This window comes from Streptomyces tatrensis, assembly GCF_049310065.1.
Classification (GTDB): domain Bacteria; phylum Actinomycetota; class Actinomycetes; order Streptomycetales; family Streptomycetaceae; genus Streptomyces.
Window position 1 is genome coordinate 837,761 of the sequence record NZ_JBMDLB010000007.1, and the last position, 19,426, is coordinate 857,186.

Genomic DNA, 19,426 nt, shown 5'->3' on the forward strand with positions numbered 1-19,426 from the left:
TGCCCGGCGCGGGCCGTGTGGAGGCGATGAGATGTCCGAGACGACAGCGACCGTCCCGAGATGGCACGCGGCCGGGGACTGGTTCGACACGTGCAGGTGCAATGTTCCCTGCCCCTGCTCCTTCGCCCAGCTGCCCACCTACGGTGAATGCGATGGAGTCCTGGCCTGGCACATCCGCGAGGGCAACTACGGCGAGGTGCCACTGGACAGCCTCAACGTGCTGATGCTCGGCTCCTTCGTCGGCAACATATGGGCGGAGCACACCGAGTCGTACGCGGCGGTGTTCCTCGACGAACGTGCCGACACCGCGCAGCGCGAAGCCCTGCAAATGATCTTCGGCGGCCAGGCGGGCAGCTGGCCAGCCGAAATGGTCACCATGATGGACGCCGAGATGCGCGGCATGGACTTCGCACCCATCCAAGTGGAGGTCGACGAAGACTTGGGCGGCTGGCGCGCCACGATCCCCGGCCGCGTCGAGGCGAGCGCGGTGCCCCTGACGGGACCGACCACACCGGAGGGCGCACGGGTTCAGTCGACCAACCTGCCGGGCTCTGAAACCGGTCCGGGCCAGGTCGCCACCTGGGGCCGCTCCACCGCGGACCGCGCCGACGCCTTCGGCTTCCACTGGAGCCGGGAAGGCCAGTCCAGCAAGCACATCACCTTCGACTGGACAGGGCCGGACTAGCGGCCTGTCCGGGCGATTACGGTCGGAGTCACATTCAGAGGGCCGGCCTTCGGGCCATTGCCGGTGCCCGGCTGCATGCCGAGAACGAGCACTTGGCTTCAAGGCGGACATCGGTTGAGTGGGATGGCGAGACCTTGTTCCATTGGGGCTGTGCCCATCTCACGTGGAGGCGCGTCATGGCGGCCACCGAGGGTTTCGTAGCGTTCCACGGGCTCCGCACCTGGTACAAGATCGTGGGTGAGCCCGGCGAAGAGCTGCCGCTGCTCGTGATCAACGGAGGACCCGGCTGCCCTCATGACTGCATGACCGACCTGGAGCCACTCGACCGTGCAGTGATCTTCTACGACCAGCTCGGGTGCGGGCGCTCCGACCATCCGGACGACCCCGCGTTGTGGGTCATGGACACCTTCGTCCAAGAGGTCACTGCCGTCCGGTCGGCCCTCGGGCTGGAGCGGTTGCACCTCCTGGGCCACTCCTTCGGTGCCCAGGTGGCCCTGGAGTACGTCCTCACCCGCCCCTCCGGCCTGGCCAGCCTCACCCTGGCCGGCCCCCTGGCCAGCGCGGCCCTGTACGAGTCCGAGACCCGCCGACTCGAGCACTCCCTACCGCCCGACGCGCGGGCCGCCATCGCCCGGGACGAGGAGGGGGCCACCATGGCCTTCTACCAGCGGTGGCTCTGCCGCCTGGACCCCTGGCCCGACCACCTCGTCCGCTCCTTCACGAACATGAACCACGACGTGTACGGGATCATGTGGGGCAAGGAATGGGACATCACCGGCAACCTCAAGGACTGGGACGTCACCCCTCGCCTGGGCGAGCTGGACCTCCCCGTCCTGATCACCTCCGGCCGCCACGACCTCACGACCCCCGCCGTGGTCCGCCCCCTGGCGGACGGCATCGCCGGCGCCGAATGGGTCCTCTTCGAGCAGAGCTCCCACCTCCCCTCAGCGGAAGAACCGGACCACTACCGTGAGGTCCTCAACTCCTTCCTCACCAAAGTCGAGGCGTCCGCCCTCCCCTAGCGAGCCAGGAACGGCCCGGGCGACGGCCGCAGTACCGCGCCGGAAACCTCGAGGATTACGCCGTACGGTCGGTCGACGGCGCACACTCGCCCTCACGGCGTACGAGCCGGCCTGCGTGCCCCTCCCGCTGCACATCCTGACCTCGTTCGGCGACTGCGACCTCGACGAAGCCGACCGCGACGCCGGCTTCGACCGGCCTGCCACACCCACCCGGTGGGCCCGGACGTGGTGATCGACTTCGACCGGGCCCCATGACGGCGTGGCAGCGGACGTGTTGCCGGACGGGACTGGTAGGGAACGGTGCGGCGGGTGATCACTGGAAACCCGCCGCCCTTCCCCTCCCCCAGGAGCTATGGCATGCCACAGGTACGCGCCAACGGTGTCGATCTCTACTACGAGCTCGTCGGCGAGGGCGATCCGCTCGTATGCGTCCACGGGTCGTGGAACGACCACACCAGCTGGAAGCCCGCGATCGAGGCCGACATCCGAGCCTCGTTCACCGTGGTCGCCTATGACCGCCGCGGCCATGGCCGCAGTGAAACCGTGCCAGGCCAGGGCACGCGGCGCCAGGACGAGGACGATCTCGCCGCGCTGATCGAGCAGCTCGGGCTCGCCCCCGTACACGCCGCCGGCAATTCCTTCGGCGCGTCGATCGTGCTCGCCTTGGCCGCACGCCGTCCCGAGCTGTTCCGCAGCCTCACGCTGCACGAGCCGCCGCTCATCGCCGTCGTGGCCGACGACCCAGAGTCCATGGCAGAGCTCCAGCCGGCGATGATCTCCGTCGACGCCGCCATGGACCACCTGCGCAAGGGGGAGAACGAGCAGGGCGCGCGCCTGTTCGTGGAGGAAATCGCGCTGGGCCCCGGTATGTGGGACCGGCTGCCCGACGATTTCCGCGGCACGCTCGTGACGCATGCCCCCACCTGGCTGGATGAGCAGACCGACCCCGGCTGGGCCACGCTCGACCTCGACGCACTCACCGCCTGCACCATGCCGGTGCTGCTGAGCCGCGGGTCCGAGAGCCCAGCGTGGTTCTCAAAGGTCCTCGACCGGCTGGCCGCAGCGATGCCCCAGGCAAAGCGGCAGACTATCGAGGGGGCGGGGCACATCCCCCACATCACTCATCCGCAGGAGTACGTGGCCGCACTGACCGGATTCGCCCGCGGAGCCTAATCTTGAGCCAACCACCGTCTTGCGTAAGCGAATTCACCATTCCGCGCGGCAGGATGGCGTAAGTCGCTTGAATTGCCTCGCAATTCGAGACGGCGCTTCGCTGGGGCGGTGCGAGTGGCGTTCCAGAGGCTCCCTGGCCGGAGTATTCCTGCGAGGTGGGGTACGGGGAGGGCACGCCAATGCCGTAGGGGTCTAAACAATGAAGAAGGCCCGGGTCGCTGGCGTGGGCCTTCCTCCAAGGGCGGATGGCGGGCATCGAACCCGCGCCGTAAGCTTGGGAAGCACCCGGCACTTGGTGTCTACAAGTGCGATGACCTGCGAAAACATGGCTCCTGAGGGTGATGTCGGGGCTCTCGGCGCGCCCCTGTTGACCGCTGGCTATCGTCCTGACTGGCACGTGGGGTCAGGGTGGAGTCGCCGCCACTCATGTGGGCACAGGTGGCGGCGACCGGCTGGCTGGGTCAGAGGCGGTTGATGAAGAGGCCGGCGTCGATGGTGTGGTCGACGGTGCCGGGTGCGCCGGTGGTCACTTCGGTGGTGGCGAACTGGCCGGTGGGCGTGGTGTCGGGGACGGCGTCGGAGTTGAGGTCGCCGGGGGCGCCGATGGCTTGCACGGGCGACCAGACGAGGCCGCTTGCGGCAGGCGGGCGGCGGGAGTTGATCACGCTCGTGTCGGCGGTGGACTTGTCGAAGCGGACCTTGTACTTGGTGTTGGGGCGGAGGCCGTGCTCGGGGCCGAAGTAGTAGGCGCCGTCGGCGCCGGTGCGTACGGTGGCCAGCAGGCTGCCGTCGTCGGCCAGGAGCTGCACGGTGACTCCGGGGATGCCGGGTTCGTCGTCGTCGACGCTCTGGGCGCCGCCCTTGTTGCGGTCGTACCAGACGCGGCTGCCGATCTGGACGGCCGGCTCGTCGCAGAGGACTTCGAGGTCGCCGAGGCCGTTGGCCTTGCCGAAGCCGCCGTCGAGCGGGTCGTTGAGCTTTTGGAGGGTGAAGCCCTGTTCGCCGGGGTTGGCGCCGCGGCTTCCGGTCAGGCGGTCGAAGTAGGCGGTGCCGCCGGTGAAGAACTGACTGGCCGGGTCCATGGCGGTGGAGGCGATCCGCTGCTCGCGGAGGTGGAGGCCGATGGCGCCCTGGGCGGTCTCCAGGTGGGCGTTGGGTACGAACTCGCCGGGGTAGAACTCGACGACGTTGGCGGGCTGGCCGCCGTTGGGGCGCGTGGGGGCGTTGTTCGGGCAGGAGCCTGTGCCCTCCCACTCGAAGGTGCCGTTGGGCTTGCGGCAGGCGCGGTTGAGGTCGCCGCCGGAGTCGGTGATGGCGCTGTTGGTGTAGGAGGGGTTGGCGTTGGGCATTTCGTGGCCGCCCATGTCCGCGAACCGGTCGCGGAAGCCGAGGACCATGTCGCCGTTGCTCTCGATGGCGATGTCACTGAGCTCGGGCTCGGGGTGGGCGACGAGCTGCTGGGGGAAGGTGGAGGCGCCGGCCGTCCACGGGAACCAGCGGTTGAAGCCGGGGACGCCGACGTTGACCTCGCCGCGGGGGAAGGTGAGCGGCTGCTGGAAGAGCGGCGCCGCCGCGAAGGTCGCGGTGACGGGGTTGTACGTCCACACGACCGCCCTGAGGTTGGCGGCGGCTTGGGAGGACTCCGCGGAGCAGACCCCGCCGACGTAGACGACCCCGTCCCGCACGCCGAGGCCGAAGGGCCGCCAGTCGCCGGCTGCCTGGCAGCCCGGGTTGGGGATGGCCACGGATGTCACCGGCGCGGCGGCGGTGGGCTGGGTGGCGTTGTAGGTGTACAGCCTGCGGTCGTTGAGGTTGACGGCGAACAGCTGGCGGTTGTCCTCGGAGATGTCGATGTCGCCGAGTGACTCCTTGCCGACCGCGCCGACGAAGGGGCCGTCGAAGCGGACCGAGTCCTGGTGCGCGGTGGTGCCGGTGTTCGGGACGGTGGTGAAGAGGGTGGTGGCTCCGCCGTCCCGGGGGGTGACGTAGATGGCGCCTTGCCCCGAGGGGCCGTAGACGGTGTGCCGTTTGGCGTGGGCGCCGGTGAAGATGCGGCGCTGCTGCTTGTGGTAGGCCACACCGTAGGTGTTGCCGGTGTCGGTGCGGGTGGCGAGGGTGGTGGTGTTGCCGCTGTTGCTGTCACCGCGTTCGCGGAACGGGAAGGTGACCGTGGTGCGGACACCGTTGGACTTGGTGGCGGCGACCTGGCAGACCGTACTCAGCCGGGCGTCGTCCTCGCACCAGTCCGCCGGGTTGCGTACGCCCATGGTCAGTTCGGCGTCCCCGTTGGTCACGTCGATGATGGCGGCGTTCGACGCGAGGCCGCCGGCGGCGCCGAAGGTGGGCTGGAGGAAGGAGCCGTTGGGCATCTTGATGTGTACGTAGTACTTGCCGCCGGTGAGGACGGTGTTGGGCGGGAAGACCGCGTATCCGTCGGGGCCGGTGATTCCGCTGACCACGTTGCCTTCGTAGTCGGTCAGCTCGACGGTGATGCCGGCCGCCGGGAGCTCGGAAGCGGGATCATGGCGGCCGTTGGTGTTGGAGTCGCGGACGACTTTGATGCGGGCCGTGCCGTCTGCCGGGTCCGCTCCGGCCGCGGGTTGCTGTAGGACTCCGGTGGTCAGGGCAAGACCGGCGGCGAGCGCCACCATGGCCTTCCTCAGGGCTTTCACAGCTCTTCCTCCATGTCACACACAGTGGTGATGAACACGTTGCGTGACCATGATCTTGGGATGTTGATCTTTCCCGAAAGGCCCTGTCGGTAGATTCGCACTTTCGAGTGACTCGCCCCTGGATGGGGTGAGATGTGCAGAACGGATTCAGCGGCGACCTGCGAAAACGCCACTTCCGAGAGGCTTTTCGGGGCTGAAACCCGGAAGGATGAGGAAGGCCCCGGATGCGGTGGCGGTGACGAACCGCATCAGGTCGTCGCCGTCGTCGAGGCGTCGCTGGGTAGCGGTGAAGGTGCGCAACTGCCGCTGGAAGCTGATGAACAGCAGCCCTTGGTCCGTGGGGTCGTTGTGATAGCTGTACCCCCGGCGCAGCATCCGGCCGCTGCCCGTGGCGTTCGGATTGGCCCGCCGTGCGTGGGCCATGGCAGGCACCAGGTACCGGCCGCGCGCCGACTTCGCCGCCAGGTCGAGCCGGTCGGCCGGATCCCCGCCGCTCAGCGGTGCGCCATCTGCCTTGCGCCGCCCGATCACCTCCTCCTGTCGGGCCGGGGGCTGGGCGAGGAACGCGGGTACGTCGATGCGCAGCCTTCGTACGACCGCGATCGTGGCGTCGGCCAACGCGGCGGGCTCGGGCAGCCACACTTCCCGCTCCAAGTCGGAGCGGGTGTGGGGGTTCTCGATGCCGTCCGGGAAGCCCAGCAGATTGCGGACCGCTCCGCCGCCCGGCGGCCGGAATCCAGTCTGCGACCAGCGGCGCGAGGCGCCGTCGGAGGTCAGCTGAGCACTCAGGTGCGTATCGGAGAGAACCGCGGCGACGGGGTCGCCCGCACATGTCTGCACCAGCAAGTCGCCACCCCACGCGTCGGCGGTCCGCTCCTCGCCGGCGAAGGCCGGCAACTCCAGCCCGCCAGCCACGCCCTGATGGGCGAGGCCGACAAGTCGCGGTCCCATGCCCACCGTCACGGTCAGGTCCCCGACCTCCAGCCCAATGGTGATCCGGGGCTTCCCGGTCAGCTCCAGGATGGCTTCGCCCAGGCGCGCGGCCACTCGGGCGGGGTCGGCTCCCGGAGGGAAGTCGTACACCGACACCACGGCGTGGGTCTGCGGTTGTGTCGGGCGGTCGACCCCGGCCTGGCGCGGGCCCGAGGCCAACACCGCGCCGGGCGGCCGCCCGTCTACCGGGCGCGGGCCGGAGGCGGGCGGCGTAGGGGCGCCGGACCGGCACCCGCTCAGTGAGGCGACGGCGGGCAGCACGCCCAGCAACGCACGTCGAACCACCGAAGGGTTGTCACTCTGCGTGGTCATGTGAGTACTCTACGCACGACTGATCGGCCGCCGATCCGCTGCGGCCGGCACCGCCTGCCCGGATGAGGACCTCACGCCGTGCCCGCCCCCCACCTGCGACTCCGGTTCCTAGCCGTGCTGTTCGCCTGCGCCGCGACGGCCGCCTGCAGTCCGCACGCGGCCGGGCCCGCCGACGATGCCCCCCGCGCCCCGGCCGTGATCCGCGTCCCCGCCCAGGCGCCGACCATCACCTCCGCCCTGGAACGGGCCCGTCCCCAGGATCTGGTCCTGGTCTCCCCGGGCCGCTACCGCGAGACCGTCCACATCCGTACGGGACAGGTAACGCTGCGGGGCACCGACCGCAATGGTGTCGTCATCGACGGCGAAGGCCGGCGCGGCAACGGCATCGTGGTCACCGCCCCCGGCGTGACCGTGGAGAACCTGACCGTCCGCAGCCACCTCCAGAACGGCGTCCTCGTCACCGGCATGAAGAACGGAGGCGAAGGCATCGGCCGCGGCAGCGACGGTTATCACCGCCTCGACCCGGCGGCGAACCCTCCCCTGAACGGCTTTCGCGTCCGCTACGTCACCGCCGCCAACAACGGCCTCTACGGCATCTACGCCTTCAACGCCCGCCGCGGCACCATCGAGCACAACTACGCCTCCGGAAGCGCCGACTCCGGCCTGTACGTCGGCCAGTGCAAGCCGTGCGAGATCCTGGTGCGGGGCAATGTCGCCGAGCGCAACGCCGTCGGCTACGAGGGCACCAACGCCAGCGGCCCCCTGTGGGTCGTCGGCAACCGCTTCACCGGCAACCGAGTCGGGATGACCGTGGGCTCCGACTACCTCGAGGCCCTCACCCCACAGACCGGTGCAACCATCGTCGGCAACCTCATCGCCGACAACGCCGCCCCGGACACCCCCGAACAGGCCGACGGCGGTTTCGGCATCGGCCTGGGCATCGCCGGCGGTCGCAGAAACACCATCCAGAACAACCGCATCACGGGCCACCCCCGCGCCGGCCTGATCCTCTCCTCGTCCGAGGACATGCCCCCGATGGGGAACAAGGTTATCGGCAACATCTTCGCCGCCAACGCTCTCGACGCCGCATACCTCGCCTCACCGCACGCCCCCGGCAGCGGGAACTGCTTCGACGACCTCCCGGGCCGCACGCTCCCGGCGGACTTGGCGGACACCATGGACTGCCCCGGTCCCGACAGCCCCACCTCGGGCCCCGGGACCGCAGTGCACACCCCGCCCGCCCCGGTCGGCCTGCCCTTCCTCGACGTCCCTTTCCCCCCTGCCCAACCGCAGCTTCCGCAGGCCGCCACGGCGCCCGCCGCTCCCGCCCCCGGCAGCCCGGAGCCCGTCGACCCGGCGACCGTCCCGGTGCCCGCCGCGACCTTGCTCGCCGCGTCCAGCCGGGACGGCCGATGACCCGGGTCCGCGCTGCGGTGGCAGCCGTGCTGACCTGCTGGCTCGCCCTGACCTCCTGCTCCGGATCAGGACAGCCCGAGGCCGAGGACGGAGCCCCCCGGCCCCTCACCGCCGAGGAGGCAGACCGCGTCGCGCTGGCCCGCTTCGCGACGTACCGGCGCGGCACGGGAAACGTCACCATGACCATCCCCTCCCGGGGCCGGACCATCACCCTCACCGGCCGCATCGACTGGCGCCGCCACCTCGGCTACGCCGAAATCCGCGCGGACGCCGAATCGCCGGCCCGAGAGCTCATCCAGTGGAACCTCACCAGCGTCACCACGCGCCCCAACTGGCCCGGCGGCCTCCCGAAACAGCCCCCCGCCACCGGCTGGCAAGCACACCGCCTCACCCCGCACGCCTCACCGCTCGACGCAGCCCTTCTCCTGTTGCTCAACCTGGGCACCGACCGCCCCGACAACGCCCAGCTCCTCGCCCGTAGCAGCGCGCGCCTGGTCAGGCAGGACCACGTGGCCAAGGCCCCGGTCATCGTCGTAGCCGGCCCCGCCGCCCCGACCGCCGGGGCCGACCAGTCCAAAATCGGCAACACCCGCTACTGGATCGACAACGACGGCCGCCTGCTCCGCTTCAGCGCACGGGCCGGCGGGGAGAGCGACTGGATGACCGCGGAACTTCCCCAGGCCCCCGCGGACCCGCTGCCGTCACCACTGCCGGCACTCACCCAGGCCCCACTCAACCCGCCGAGTTCTCCATCCCCGAGCTGAACGGGCAACGTGCCGCCTCTGGGTGATTTCGGGGGCTCCCGTGTCACCCCTGCTGTCCGCTGTTTGCCGCCCTGACTCGGCTGCCGAAGAGATCCCCAGCACGGTCCGGGGCCATCCGGGAGCTCTGTAACGCGCAGAAGAGGAAACGGTCAGCACGGGGATCTCCGTGACCACAAACGGCGGTGTCCCGCTCCTCCGACGAGGGCGGGACACCGGGGTCCGATAAGCACAGCAGCCAGCTTTGATTAATGGACGTGCCTCACGCTATGGCAGCGAACGAGACAGTTCCGTGCCAGCTGACCGTCCGGTCCGCGCACCTAACCGCTCGAAGGCCCGTGGCGGGCCGTCCCACACACGGCCCACGCTCGGGACCCAGGCTCGGCGAGTCCGGCGCGTGAGCGGCCCAGGGCCCGAGGGACGTGCGATGGTGGCGGCATGTTCGAGACGATCAGCACGCTGCCCGGGCAGATGCGACTCATCTGGATCGGTGACGCCCAGGACGGCAGCGGACGCCGCCAGATCTTCTCCGACACCGTCAGCCGCTGTACCTGGACCAGTCCCACCACCTGGGACGCCTCCGGCCGCCTCCTCGTGCGCAGCGCCCTGGGCCAACAGGCCCAAGCCGACCGGCCCCTCACCTGCGGTGTCATCTCCCGGGACGGGGAGGGCTGCGAAACCCTGCGCAGCGTCAGCGGCCACACTCTGTACCTCGACGGTGCTGGCGGCGTACGCATCGACACCCCCGACGGGATGCGTGACGTCCCCCTCGTCGGCGTCTTCTTCATCCACGACCCCGAACGCACCGCCGGCCGCCGCAACGCCTCCGGGCTGATCTGATCGGCAGGACCGCGATGGCCGGATGGGTGACTCCTGGAGTCGTGTCGACGCGCCGCCGGGTTGCGCGCTGGTGAGCGGTGGATGTTGAGGTCATGTCTCACCACCTCAGCGGACCAAATCTGCGCTCCCCCATGGACGACGCCCGGCTCGATCTGACGGATCTCTTCGTATTCACTGTCCCTGGTGACCGCACCGTGCTGATCATGAACGTTCATCCGATCGCGCCCGTCGGCGGCGCGGCCTTCCATCCGGACGCGGTGTACCGGATCAACGTCGACACCGACGGGGACCATCAAGCCGACATCGCGTTCAGCGTCGTCTTCTCCCCGCCCCGTGAGGGAAGACAGACCACCACCGTCTACCGGGCGACCGGCGCCCGAGCACACGCCCACGAGGTCAGCGGCCATCAGATCATCACCGACGCGCCAGTCGGGTTCGGCCCCGAGCCGACCGTGGTCGAAGCCGGCCCATACCGGTTCTCCGCCGGGCTGCGCAGCGACCCGTTCTTCGCCGACCTGGACGGCATCGTCAAGGAGTTCCAGTGGACCGGCGTGGACTGGGGCGCCGACAAGAACGTCCTCGGCATCGTGCTGGAGATGCCGAACGCCGAGCTCGCCGCCGACCCGGTCATCGGGGTGTGGGCGCGCGTCAGCCTGTACCAGGACGGACAGCTCAAGTCCGTGGACCGCGGTGCCCACCCTTCCCTGACCGCGTACTTCAACGCCGAGGACGCCAAGGACACCTACAACGAGGGCGAACCCGCCGAGGACTGGGACACCTACCACGAGCCATGGACCGCGGCACTCCAGCACTTCGGCAACTACGACCCCCACGCCGCCGAGCAGGCCCTGCGCACCGTTCTGCCGGACATCCTGCGCTACGACCGCGCCAAGCCCGCCGCCTACCCCAACGGCCGGACCCTCACCGACGACGTCACCTCAGCCCGCCTGACCATGCTCTCCAACGGGAAGATCACCACCGACCACATCGGCCCGCACACCGACCTGCTGCCCGATTTCCCCTACCTCGGCACCCCACATCCCTTGCCGGCCGGCGGCTGACCCGATTCGTGGACCGCCCATGGACATCGAGTGGGCTGTGCGAGCGAGGTTGATCACTCATCCCGGACGCCTAGGCGACCATCGCCACGGTCCGGGCCATGACGCCTAGTGATCCGGTTTTGAGATCCTGTCGCAGTAGCGGCAGATGCGGTCGAGGATTTGGTCGGCGGTCTTGGTCCACTTGAAGGGTCGGGCCTCGTCGTTCCAGACCTTGATCCAGCTCTCTAGCCCGGCCTTGAGGTCGTCGAGAGAGCAGAACACTCCGCGTGCGAGGCAGCGTCGTTCCAGTTCGGCGAACCACCGCTCGACCTGGTTGATCCACGACGAATACGTAGGCGTGAAGTGCAGGTGGAAGCGGGGATGCGCCAGCAGCCACTTGTGCACCACGGGCGCCTTGTGGGCGGAGAGGTTGTCACAGATCACGTGGACCGCCAGACCGGGATCGGTCTGGCGGTCGATCTCGTCGAGGAAGTCACGGAAGTCCACGGCCCGATGCTGCGCGGACAGCTTCGTGATCACCTTGCCCGTCGCCGTGTTCAACGCGGCGAACAGATCGACGGTCCCGTGCCGAACGTAGTCAAAACTCCGCCGCTCGGGCACCCCTGGCAGCATCGGCAACACCGGTGCGGTCCGTTCCAGGGCCTGGATCTGCGGTTTCTCGTCCACCGCGAACACAGCCGCGTTGGCCGGCGGGGCGAGGTAGAGACCGACGACGTCACGGATCTTGTCGATCAGGAACGGGTCCGGAGAGATCTTGAAGGTCTCGGTCCGCCACGGCTGCAGGCCGAAGGCATGCCAAATCCTCAGCACGCTCGCCGGCGAGATCCCCACCACCTTGGCCAGCTCCCGCTTCGACCAGTGCGTCCCGCCCGCAGGCACCTCCTCGAGGGTGCGGACCACCACCTCTTCCACCTGGGCATCGGTGATGGTCCGCGGTACCCCGGGCCGCGGCTCGTCAGCCAGCCCGTCGAGGCGGTCCCGCAGGAACCGCCTCCTCCATCTGGCCGCCGTCTTGCGCTCGATACCCAGCCGCGCGGCCACCACCGTGTTGTTCCATCCCCGCGCGCACGCCAGCACGATCTGCGCACGCTGAGCCAGACCCTGCGCGGTCGAACGCCGTCTGGCCCAGTCCTCCAACGTCAACCGCTCGGCATCCGACAGCACGACCGGCGGCAGCCTGGTATCACCCATCCATCCAGGACACCGGCCGCAAGCCGGTCACGTCAGGCGAACCCCAAGATCTCAAACGGAACACGACTCATGAGGCGAGCTCAGACCTCAAAACCAGATCACTAGGAAGGGGGTCCCGCTCGACCCGCACCCCAAGGGCTCGGGTGCCGTTCGGTGCGCCCGCGAGCACCTCGGAGCCCTCCTGCTTGGCACCCCACTCCGCCGGACACCTGTACCAGGTCCTCTACCACGGTCGAGCGCATTGCGCCTGGGCCCGCGCGTCAGACCGCCCCCATGGCGCAAGCCCTGGCCCAGCAGCAGAGGGCGGCCGCCGGGCCCGATGTGCGTGATCCTGAAGACATGAACATCGAGATCCTGGCCGTAGCGGACTGCCCCCACTCCGAGGCCGCCGCCGCCCGGGTGCGCCATGTGCTCGCCGAACTCGGCCTGGACGGCGTCGAGGTCACCACGCGCGTGATCACCGACCAGCATCAGGCGGAGAGGGCGGGCTTCACCGGTTCCCCGACCTTCCTCATCGACGGGCACGATCCGTTCGCCGAGCCCGGCCGCCGGGCGGCCCTGGCGTGCCGGGTGTATCGGACAGCCGACGGCTTCTCTGGTCTCCCCAGCCCAGAGCAGCTGCGGCAGGCACTGACCAGCACCCCCGGCCGGACCTGCGGCGACACCGGAGCCGGCCCGGGGCACGAAGGGAAACAGGGTCTGTGAAGGACAGCGAGAAGGATCTGGCGGATGCGCAGCGGCGCCACTGGCAGAGCACCTATACCGCCCATCCCGGCATGTATGGCGGGCAGCCTTCCGCCCCCTGGCCCATGCCTCGGCGGTCTTCCGGGCGGCTGGGGCGCAGGACGTACTGGAACTCGGCGCCGGCCACAGCCGCGACGCTCTCTACTTCGCCGGTGCGGGGTTCATGGTCCTGGCCACCGACTTCAGTACGACCGGCTTGGAGCAGCTGGAGAAGGCCGCCCGGGAGCAGGGCGTCGCCGAGCGGGTCACCACAGCCGTCCACGATGTGCGTGAGCCCCTCCCGTTCACGGACGGCTGCGTGGACGCGGTCTTCGCGCACATGCTGCTGTGCATGGCCCTGTCCACCCAGGAGATCCGCAGATTGGTGAACGAGGTGCGCCGGGTGCTGCGGCCGGGCGGCACGTTCGTCTACACCGTCCGGCATATCGGCGATGCCCACTACGGCACGGGCATTGCCCACGGCGACGACATCTACGAGCGCGGCGGGTTCGCCGTGCACTTCTTCCCCCGCCACCTCGTCGACGCGCTCGCCGACGGCTGGACCCTGGAGGAGGTCCACCCCTTCGAGGAAGGCGACCTTCCCCGGTGCCTGTGGCGCGTCACCCAGACCCTGCCCCCATCAGCACAATTCCTATGACGCCCTCCTGTGTCGCCACGGAGCCGGGGACGGCACGACGCCGTCCGGCCCTGCGGTCAGGGGGCCGCCGCGGCGTGTCCTGACCTGCCGTACCCGGTGCCTGCGTACGGTCCTTCGCAGGGGCTGAGCAGAGGAGTGCCCGTGACGGTGGTGGACGCGTGCGACGAGTGGAGTGCTCTGCGGGAGGTGGTGGTCGGTACGGCGTACGGGGCGATGTTCCCCGACGAGGACCGGCGCATGATCGAGGCCACCATGCCGTCCGAGCACTGGGACGAGTTCCGGCCCGGGCACCCGTTTCCGGGATGGATCACCGAAGCGGCGGAGCGGGAACTCCAGGCGCTGGCGGAGCTCCTGGAGTCGATGGGCTGCCGCGTCCACCGCCCGCAGCGCGTTCCCTGGGAGGGGCTTGGCGGCTACTGCGCGGCCATGCCCCGGGACAGCCTGCTGGTGATGGGCGACCGCATCATCGAAGCGCCCATGGCCTGGCGCAGCCGCCAGCACGAGCTGCTCGCTTACTGGCCGTTGATCCAGCAGTGGCGGCAGGCCGGTGCACGCTGGCTGCCGGCCGACGTGGACCTCGGAACGGACCTCCTCGATACCGGACCGCGCGCACCCGGGCCACGATGGGTCATCGGTGAAGACAGGCCCGCCTGGGACGCCGCCGACTTCCTCCGCCTGGGACCCCGCACGGTCGTGGGCCAGCTCAGCCACGTCACCAACCGCTCCGGCGTCGACCACCTGCGTGCCCGGCTCGGACCCGACATTCGGGTGCACCTGCTGCAGCCTGACGATCCCCACGCCATGCACATCGACGCAACCCTCTGCCCACTACGCGAGGGACTCGCCCTCTACAACCCGGACCGCATCACCCCGGACACGATGCGCGGCACACCGCTGGACGGGTGGGAACTCGTTCCCGCGCCACGGCCCGAACCGGACGCCGGACCCCCGCCGCGGTACATGACGAGCGCGTGGGTGAGCATCAACCTCCTCGTCGTCGACGACCGGCACGTCCTCGTGGAAGCCGAGGACGAGAAGCTCCAGACCCTGCTGACCTCGCTCGACTTCACACCCGTGCCGTCCCCCTTCCGCAACGTCCAGGCCCTGGGGGGCTCCTTCCACTGCGCCACCCTCGACGTCCGCCGGGACCGCCGAACATGGACGGCGTGAGAATGAGGATGGGCAGCCGGCACCCACGGACGTACACGCTTCCTGGTGCCAACGGGTTGGCCGCTTGACTGGCCGAGGATGTCCAGCCAGCACAGCAGGGTGCTGGTGCTGCCGCTGCGGGACTTGCCCGGGTTACGTAGGCGCCCCGGCACCGGAAGGCCACTCCAGCTCGGGAAGCCCATTCCCGCAACAGGTCCCGCACACCAACCGGCGCCGTTCCGGCTCCTCCGGGATGTTGTAGGCGGGACGGTGTCCGGGCCCGCGCGTGCGGAGGTCAAAGCCACAGCGGGCACAGAGCAGACCCATCGAACCGGCTTGCCTGACCGACCACGTCGGCCAGTCGGCGGCGAAGCAGGACAGCAGCACCGTCGCCATCCCCGACCGTCTGGGTTCGAAACAGGTGAAGGTGAAGCCCGGTGTCCCGGCCGGCAGTTCGTCGATCGACTGCTGGAGCGATGGCACCCACCGCACAAGCCGGCCCAGCTCGGCGAACGGAATCCGTAGCTCCCGTCCCTTGCGACGCCGGGCTTCACGGGCCCGGGGCGGCCTGAAGGCAATCACGGTTTCGTGCGGCACCCCCAGCAGGTCCAGATCCTGCGACAGTTCCTCCGGCGACGCCTTCCACTCTCCGGTGACGTCATCGCGCCACACCGCCAGCCCGCCACCCGACAGGACACCGGAAATCCGCACGACAGCGACCATGCGGCGCTGGGCAGCACGCTCGGATTCCGTCACCATGTGAGCCATGAGCCCGCCCCTCCACCGCCGGCGCCGTGTGGGTTGTACCCGTAGGGGAGCACGATGACACCAGGCCCTCGTCGGTTGCTCGGCCAGCTCCGTGGAGCGGCCCCTCGTTCGCACGATGGGATGAACCCCGGGCAAAGGGTGCTCTGGATGGAGAGTTGGCCGCTACATTCGCAGCGTTCACAGGGCTGGGATGCCAGCCCCCAAGGCAGGAGACCGTTGAGTTGATGACCGAAGGGCTTCCGGAGCGTGGAGCCAGTCGGCTTCTCGCGGGGCTGATCGGGGAGGCGGGATTCTCCAACGCCGAGCTCGCGCGGCGGGTCACTCAGCTTGGCCGCGAGCACGGTCTGGATCTGAGGTACGACAAGACCTCAGTCGCCCGGTGGCTGCGTGGACAGCAGCCGCGCGGGGCCACCCCCGCCCTGATCGTGGAGGTGTTCACCCGACGCCTGGGCCGGAGCGTGTCGGCACAGGCTTTGGGCTTCAACGTGTGTGCCCCCGAGTATGCGGGCCTGGAGTTAGCGGATTCGCTGGAGCAGACCCTCGATATTGCGAGCGGTTTGTGGCGCAAGGACTCAGATGGCAACCCCGCATTGGGGAAGATCGCTTTCACCCCCGCCGGGCTCGTGGTGCCAAGCAGGGACTGGCTGATCGGCCGGGCCAACGAGCCTGTGGGCCGCCCAGCCCCGGCCGCACTGGCAAGACCGCACCTTCCCGTTCAGAGCAGGACTGGCATCCCCGTACAGAGGCAGACTGGCGCGGGAGTGGGCCGACAGGTCACCGGCGGGGACATCGCGGCGCTGCGCTCGGCCGGTGAACTCTTCCACGCCCTCGACCAGACTTATGGGGGCGGGCACGCGCGGCGGGCGCTGGTGAGCTATCTGACCGATGAGGTTGAGCCGATGCTGCGGGGCACCTACGGCGAGGCGACAGGCAGGCGGCTGTTCTCCGCCGCGGCCGATCTGACTCGCCTGGCGGGCTGGACCGCGTACGACGTGACCGCCCACGGACTGGCCCAGCGGTACTTCGTTCAGGCACTGCGCTTCACGGAAGCGGCCGGCGACCGGGTATACGGCTGTTACGTCCTGGTCACCATGAGCAGTCAGGCCATCTACCTGGGCCACGGCCGCGAGGCAGTGCAACTGGCGCGGGTGGCCCAGCAGGGCGTCGGCGCCGGCGCCCCGCCCGTCGTCCAGGCCATGCTGCACTCCGCCGAAGCTCGCGGGTACGCGGCATGCGGCGAAGCCAGGTCCTGCACGGCTTCGCTGGTACGGGCGGAGCGCGCGCTGAGCTCGGTGCGGCCAGGGGATGAGGTGCCGCACTGGGCGCGCTTTTACGATGAGGGCCAGCTCGCGGGCGAGTTCGCGCACTGCCACCGGGATCTTCACCAGTACCGCGCCTGCGCCCAGCACGCGGAACGTTCCCTGCAACTGCGGGCCCCGGGATATGCGCGAAGTCGCCTCCTGTGCCGGATGGTCCTCGCCACCGCCCACCTGGGCCTGGGAGAACTGGACCACGCCTGCGCCCTGGCCGCGCAGGCGGCGCAACAGGCGTCCCAGATGCGGTCGGTACGGGCCATGGAATACGTCCGCGCCTTCGAACGCCGTCTGGGGCCGTACCGCGATACGGCAGCGGGCCGTGCATACCAGGACCAGGTGGCCACGCTCCTCTGAACGCCGGGCGTCATGAACAGGCGCTTCATCGGCCTGAGGCACGCTCACTGTTCTGTGACCAGGTCCGCGATGAGGAGAGCCGCGGCTCGCGGAAGGATCGCCGGTGTAGGGCCGGTCCGATTTACCAGCCCTCCGACGACACACGTCAGCACGGAGATCAGGGGTCCTACCGGCGGGGCAGTCGGGCATTGATCAAATACTCGGCTTCCTCGGACAGGTTCGCACGCCGGCTCTCTTCGTCGGTGATCTCGATCTCTCCGCGCAATGCCAACTCTGTGCGCAGTACCGTCGTTCTAGGGACAGGTACCCGCTGACCGGGCTTCTCCGTGAACGGCCGCAGCTCTGCTGCCAGGGCCTTCGCATCGTCCGATGCGCCCCGGCGCAGCGATAGGAAGACCCGGGCCAGCCAGTCTGCGGGGATCTGCACCATGAAGTCGGTCATGCTGGTTTAACGACCAGCCTGGCTGGTCCGTGGCGCTCAACCGCCCGGGCGGCCCAAGGGCGTGGAGGCCGTCGGCGGCTGCTCGGCCGGGGGTCTCACACCGTCTCCCGCCCCCCGGGCGACGTGACTGAGGCTTCGAGGGGCGAGGAGCCGGCTGGCGCCCGCCGTTCCGGGAGGGCCGCGATGCCCTGGCGGGCAGCTCCATCTGACACCACCCGGGCAATCACACCGCTCGCCACGTGGTCTGAGTGTTGCACTTACACCTGATCGGACGATCCGCACCAGGGCAAGGGCCGGGGCCCGCCCCGGTTCAGGCGGCCGCTTCCTTGGGCAGGCCGCGGGCGGTGACGACTCGGGCGCTGCCGTCGGCCAACCGGTAGGAGAGGCCCACCACGGCTGTCTGTCCCGTGCTCACCTGGTCGGCGAGCACCCGGGAACGATCCATTAGGAGGTCGACGGTGTGCCGTATGTGCTCGGCGATGATGTCGTCGTCCTCGGTGAGCCCAGCGGCTCGGGCGGCCAGGACACTCGGCGTCACACGCTCGATGACGTCGCGTACGTACCCGGTGGCGCCGACACCGTCGGTCAGGGCGGCGCGGGTGGCCGCGACCGCCCCGCACGTGTCGTGGCCCAGCACCACGACCAGCGGGCAGTCCAGCACGCTCACCCCGTATTCGATGCTGCCCAGAACCTCCGGCCCCGCCACGTGCCCTGCCGTGCGTACGACGAACAGGTCGCCGAGGCCTCGGTCGAAGACGATCTCGGCGGCGAGACGGGAATCGGAGCAGCCGAAGAGCACGGCGAACGGGCGCTGAGCGGGGGCGGTCTCGGTGCGGCGCGCCGCGTCCTGGTTCGGGTGCTCAGGCGTGCCCGCGATGAACCGCTGGTTGCCGGCCAGCAGCAGGTCGAAGGCCTCGGACGGAGTGGGGGACGGTGTCGGTCATGGACGCAGGCTACGACCCCGCACGGCATGCCACCCCACGGGGTCCGCCAAAGGAGCACGGGTGCGCCGGCTGCGGCTGGGCACCCTGGCGGTCACGGCTCCAGCAGCTCGGGAACGATCTCGCGTAGGTCCTCGGCGCTGATCGCTCCGGCACGCTTGAGGACCGGTACCAGGCCGGTGAGATCCACGATCGAAGAGGCGACGGCAGCATCGGTGGGCCCGCCGTCGAGGTAGACGGCGACCGAGTCGCCGAGCATGCCCTGCGCGGCATCGCAGTCCTGCGGGGACGGGTGCCCGGTCAGGTTGGCGCTGGAAACCGCCATCGGCCCGGTCTCGGAGCAGCTCAAGCGCCACCGGGTGGGAGGGCATCCGGACCGCGACAGTGCCGTGGGTCTCGCCGAGATCCCAGTTCAGCGACGGCTTGTGGCGCACCACGAGGGTCAGCCCGCCAGGCCAGAAGGCTTCCACCAGTGCCAAACCCTGCTCGGGGAAGTCGGCGACGAGCTCGTGAAGCACCTCCGGGGCAGCAACCAACACGGGCGAGGGCATGGCCCGGTCCCGGCCTTTGGCCTCCAGCAGTCTCTGCACCGCGTCGGAGTCGAACGCGTCCGCGCCGATGCCGTAGACGGTGTCCGTCGGCAGCACCACCAGCTCACCCCGGCGCACTGCCAGAGCTGCCACGCGCAGCCCGTCGGTCCGGCCCGACGCCGTGGAGCAGTCATAACGAAGGGCCAAGGCTGTCCTCCATCCCACCGGGCGCTCGGCCCGCACCTGCCGACTCACCCCGGCAGGCTACCGGCACGCAGGATCGCCTGCGGTCGTGATGTCACCGCTCATCCATTCGGGTCAAGCCTGCACGTGATGGAGTCGCCTCAGCCACGGCGACCGGCCCCAAGCCCGCCGCGCTGGGCGCGAAGGCACCACAGCACCGCAGTCACTGCGCCAGG

The 19,426-nt window shown here is 69.7% G+C and carries 17 protein-coding genes and 1 pseudogene; 11 read left to right on the forward strand and 7 right to left on the reverse strand.

Going from position 1 to position 19,426, the window contains the following annotated elements:
• Nucleotides 1–31 precede the first annotated feature (31 nt).
• The 3 genes from ACODT5_RS07515 to ACODT5_RS07525 all read left to right on the forward strand — a co-directional run bounded on the left by ACODT5_RS07515 (nucleotide 32) and on the right by ACODT5_RS07525 (nucleotide 2,880).
• On the forward strand, nucleotides 32–685 hold the full coding sequence (locus ACODT5_RS07515) for a DUF1326 domain-containing protein (RefSeq protein WP_422518397.1): 654 nt from the start codon (nucleotides 32–34) through the stop codon (nucleotides 683–685).
• A gap of 176 nt (nucleotides 686–861) precedes the next feature.
• A complete protein-coding gene (locus ACODT5_RS07520) occupies nucleotides 862–1,707 on the forward strand; it encodes a proline iminopeptidase-family hydrolase (RefSeq protein ID WP_422518398.1) in 846 nt (281 codons plus the stop codon).
• 357 nt (nucleotides 1,708–2,064) lie between these two features.
• A complete protein-coding gene (locus ACODT5_RS07525; RefSeq protein WP_422518399.1) occupies nucleotides 2,065–2,880 on the forward strand; it encodes an alpha/beta fold hydrolase in 816 nt (271 codons plus the stop codon).
• Nucleotides 2,881–3,341: 461 nt separating this feature from the next.
• Here the strand turns inward: ACODT5_RS07525 and ACODT5_RS07530 are convergent, their stop codons facing one another.
• Nucleotides 3,342–5,552 carry an SdrD B-like domain-containing protein gene (locus ACODT5_RS07530; RefSeq protein ID WP_422518400.1) on the reverse strand — a complete coding sequence of 737 codons (2,211 nt, stop codon included), beginning with the start codon at nucleotides 5,550–5,552 and terminating at the stop codon, nucleotides 3,342–3,344.
• A 147-nt stretch (nucleotides 5,553–5,699) separates the two neighbouring features.
• Nucleotides 5,700–6,857 carry a Dyp-type peroxidase gene (locus ACODT5_RS07535; RefSeq protein WP_422518401.1) on the reverse strand — a complete coding sequence of 386 codons (1,158 nt, stop codon included), beginning with the start codon at nucleotides 6,855–6,857 and terminating at the stop codon, nucleotides 5,700–5,702.
• Nucleotides 6,858–6,935: 78 nt separating this feature from the next.
• On the opposite strand from ACODT5_RS07535, the gene ACODT5_RS07540 reads away from it, so the two are divergent.
• The 4 genes from ACODT5_RS07540 to ACODT5_RS07555 all read left to right on the forward strand — a co-directional run bounded on the left by ACODT5_RS07540 (nucleotide 6,936) and on the right by ACODT5_RS07555 (nucleotide 10,935).
• Complete coding sequence (locus ACODT5_RS07540) at nucleotides 6,936–8,273, forward strand: right-handed parallel beta-helix repeat-containing protein (RefSeq protein WP_422518402.1); 1,338 nt, start codon at nucleotides 6,936–6,938, stop codon at nucleotides 8,271–8,273.
• Complete coding sequence (locus ACODT5_RS07545; protein ID WP_422518403.1) at nucleotides 8,270–9,037, forward strand: hypothetical protein; 768 nt, start codon at nucleotides 8,270–8,272, stop codon at nucleotides 9,035–9,037. The genes ACODT5_RS07540 and ACODT5_RS07545 overlap by 4 nt, the downstream gene beginning before the upstream one ends.
• Nucleotides 9,038–9,472: 435 nt before the next feature.
• Nucleotides 9,473–9,874: a hypothetical protein gene (locus tag ACODT5_RS07550; protein WP_422518404.1), complete on the forward strand. Its 402-nt coding sequence runs from the start codon at nucleotides 9,473–9,475 to the stop codon at nucleotides 9,872–9,874.
• A gap of 131 nt (nucleotides 9,875–10,005) precedes the next feature.
• On the forward strand, nucleotides 10,006–10,935 hold the full coding sequence (locus tag ACODT5_RS07555) for a DUF4331 family protein (RefSeq protein ID WP_422519584.1): 930 nt from the start codon (nucleotides 10,006–10,008) through the stop codon (nucleotides 10,933–10,935).
• A 105-nt stretch (nucleotides 10,936–11,040) separates the two neighbouring features.
• On the opposite strand, the gene ACODT5_RS07560 is transcribed toward ACODT5_RS07555, so the two are convergent.
• Nucleotides 11,041–12,126 (reverse strand): IS630 family transposase, encoded by a 1,086-nt coding sequence (locus ACODT5_RS07560; RefSeq protein ID WP_422518405.1) that lies wholly within the window; start codon nucleotides 12,124–12,126, stop codon nucleotides 11,041–11,043.
• A gap of 339 nt (nucleotides 12,127–12,465) precedes the next feature.
• Here ACODT5_RS07560 and ACODT5_RS07565 point away from each other — a divergent pair, with 339 nt between their 5' ends.
• The 3 genes from ACODT5_RS07565 (at nucleotide 12,466) to ACODT5_RS07575 (ending at nucleotide 14,677) form a co-directional block, all read left to right on the forward strand.
• Complete coding sequence (locus tag ACODT5_RS07565; protein ID WP_422518406.1) at nucleotides 12,466–12,831, forward strand: DF family (seleno)protein; 366 nt, start codon at nucleotides 12,466–12,468, stop codon at nucleotides 12,829–12,831.
• A gap of 145 nt (nucleotides 12,832–12,976) precedes the next feature.
• Nucleotides 12,977–13,507, forward strand: coding sequence for a class I SAM-dependent methyltransferase (locus ACODT5_RS07570; protein ID WP_422519585.1), 531 nt, complete (start codon nucleotides 12,977–12,979; stop codon nucleotides 13,505–13,507).
• A gap of 141 nt (nucleotides 13,508–13,648) precedes the next feature.
• Nucleotides 13,649–14,677, forward strand: coding sequence for an amidinotransferase (locus ACODT5_RS07575; protein WP_422518407.1), 1,029 nt, complete (start codon nucleotides 13,649–13,651; stop codon nucleotides 14,675–14,677).
• Between the two features lie 132 nt (nucleotides 14,678–14,809).
• Here ACODT5_RS07575 and ACODT5_RS07580 read toward each other — a convergent pair whose 3' ends face one another.
• The gene (locus tag ACODT5_RS07580) at nucleotides 14,810–15,424 is read right to left on the reverse strand and encodes a hypothetical protein (RefSeq protein ID WP_422518408.1); all 615 of its coding nucleotides are present in this window, start codon (nucleotides 15,422–15,424) and stop codon (nucleotides 14,810–14,812) included.
• A 224-nt stretch (nucleotides 15,425–15,648) separates the two neighbouring features.
• Here ACODT5_RS07580 and ACODT5_RS07585 point away from each other — a divergent pair, with 224 nt between their 5' ends.
• Nucleotides 15,649–17,094: an NsdA family TPR-like regulatory protein gene (locus ACODT5_RS07585; protein ID WP_422518409.1), complete on the forward strand. Its 1,446-nt coding sequence runs from the start codon at nucleotides 15,649–15,651 to the stop codon at nucleotides 17,092–17,094.
• 166 nt (nucleotides 17,095–17,260) lie between these two features.
• Here the strand turns inward: ACODT5_RS07585 and ACODT5_RS07590 are convergent, their stop codons facing one another.
• From ACODT5_RS07590 to ACODT5_RS07600, 3 genes and pseudogenes are all read right to left on the reverse strand, one after another.
• Nucleotides 17,261–17,536 carry a hypothetical protein gene (locus ACODT5_RS07590; RefSeq protein ID WP_422518410.1) on the reverse strand — a complete coding sequence of 92 codons (276 nt, stop codon included), beginning with the start codon at nucleotides 17,534–17,536 and terminating at the stop codon, nucleotides 17,261–17,263.
• A gap of 310 nt (nucleotides 17,537–17,846) precedes the next feature.
• Nucleotides 17,847–18,440 (reverse strand): carbonic anhydrase, encoded by a 594-nt coding sequence (locus ACODT5_RS07595; protein ID WP_422519586.1) that lies wholly within the window; start codon nucleotides 18,438–18,440, stop codon nucleotides 17,847–17,849.
• Nucleotides 18,441–18,571: 131 nt separating this feature from the next.
• A pseudogene (locus ACODT5_RS07600) lies at nucleotides 18,572–19,214 on the reverse strand (L-threonylcarbamoyladenylate synthase).
• Nucleotides 19,215–19,426 lie beyond the last annotated feature (212 nt).

Excerpts from the sequence above, each read along its gene's own strand:
- ACODT5_RS07515 (WP_422518397.1), top strand. The coding sequence starts at position 32 with ATGTCCGAGACGACAGCGACCGTCCCGAGATGGCACGCGGCCGGGGAC.
- ACODT5_RS07520 (WP_422518398.1), top strand. The coding sequence starts at position 862 with ATGGCGGCCACCGAGGGTTTCGTAGCGTTCCACGGGCTCCGCACCTGG.
- ACODT5_RS07525 (WP_422518399.1), top strand. The coding sequence starts at position 2,065 with ATGCCACAGGTACGCGCCAACGGTGTCGATCTCTACTACGAGCTCGTC.
- ACODT5_RS07535 (WP_422518401.1), bottom strand. The coding sequence starts at position 6,857 with ATGACCACGCAGAGTGACAACCCTTCGGTGGTTCGACGTGCGTTGCTG.
- ACODT5_RS07545 (WP_422518403.1), top strand. The coding sequence starts at position 8,270 with ATGACCCGGGTCCGCGCTGCGGTGGCAGCCGTGCTGACCTGCTGGCTC.
- ACODT5_RS07550 (WP_422518404.1), top strand. The coding sequence starts at position 9,473 with ATGTTCGAGACGATCAGCACGCTGCCCGGGCAGATGCGACTCATCTGG.
- ACODT5_RS07555 (WP_422519584.1), top strand. The coding sequence starts at position 10,006 with ATGGACGACGCCCGGCTCGATCTGACGGATCTCTTCGTATTCACTGTC.
- ACODT5_RS07560 (WP_422518405.1), bottom strand. The coding sequence starts at position 12,126 with ATGGGTGATACCAGGCTGCCGCCGGTCGTGCTGTCGGATGCCGAGCGG.
- ACODT5_RS07565 (WP_422518406.1), top strand. The coding sequence starts at position 12,466 with ATGAACATCGAGATCCTGGCCGTAGCGGACTGCCCCCACTCCGAGGCC.
- ACODT5_RS07580 (WP_422518408.1), bottom strand. The coding sequence starts at position 15,424 with ATGGCTCACATGGTGACGGAATCCGAGCGTGCTGCCCAGCGCCGCATG.
- ACODT5_RS07585 (WP_422518409.1), top strand. The coding sequence starts at position 15,649 with ATGACCGAAGGGCTTCCGGAGCGTGGAGCCAGTCGGCTTCTCGCGGGG.
- ACODT5_RS07590 (WP_422518410.1), bottom strand. The coding sequence starts at position 17,536 with ATGACCGACTTCATGGTGCAGATCCCCGCAGACTGGCTGGCCCGGGTC.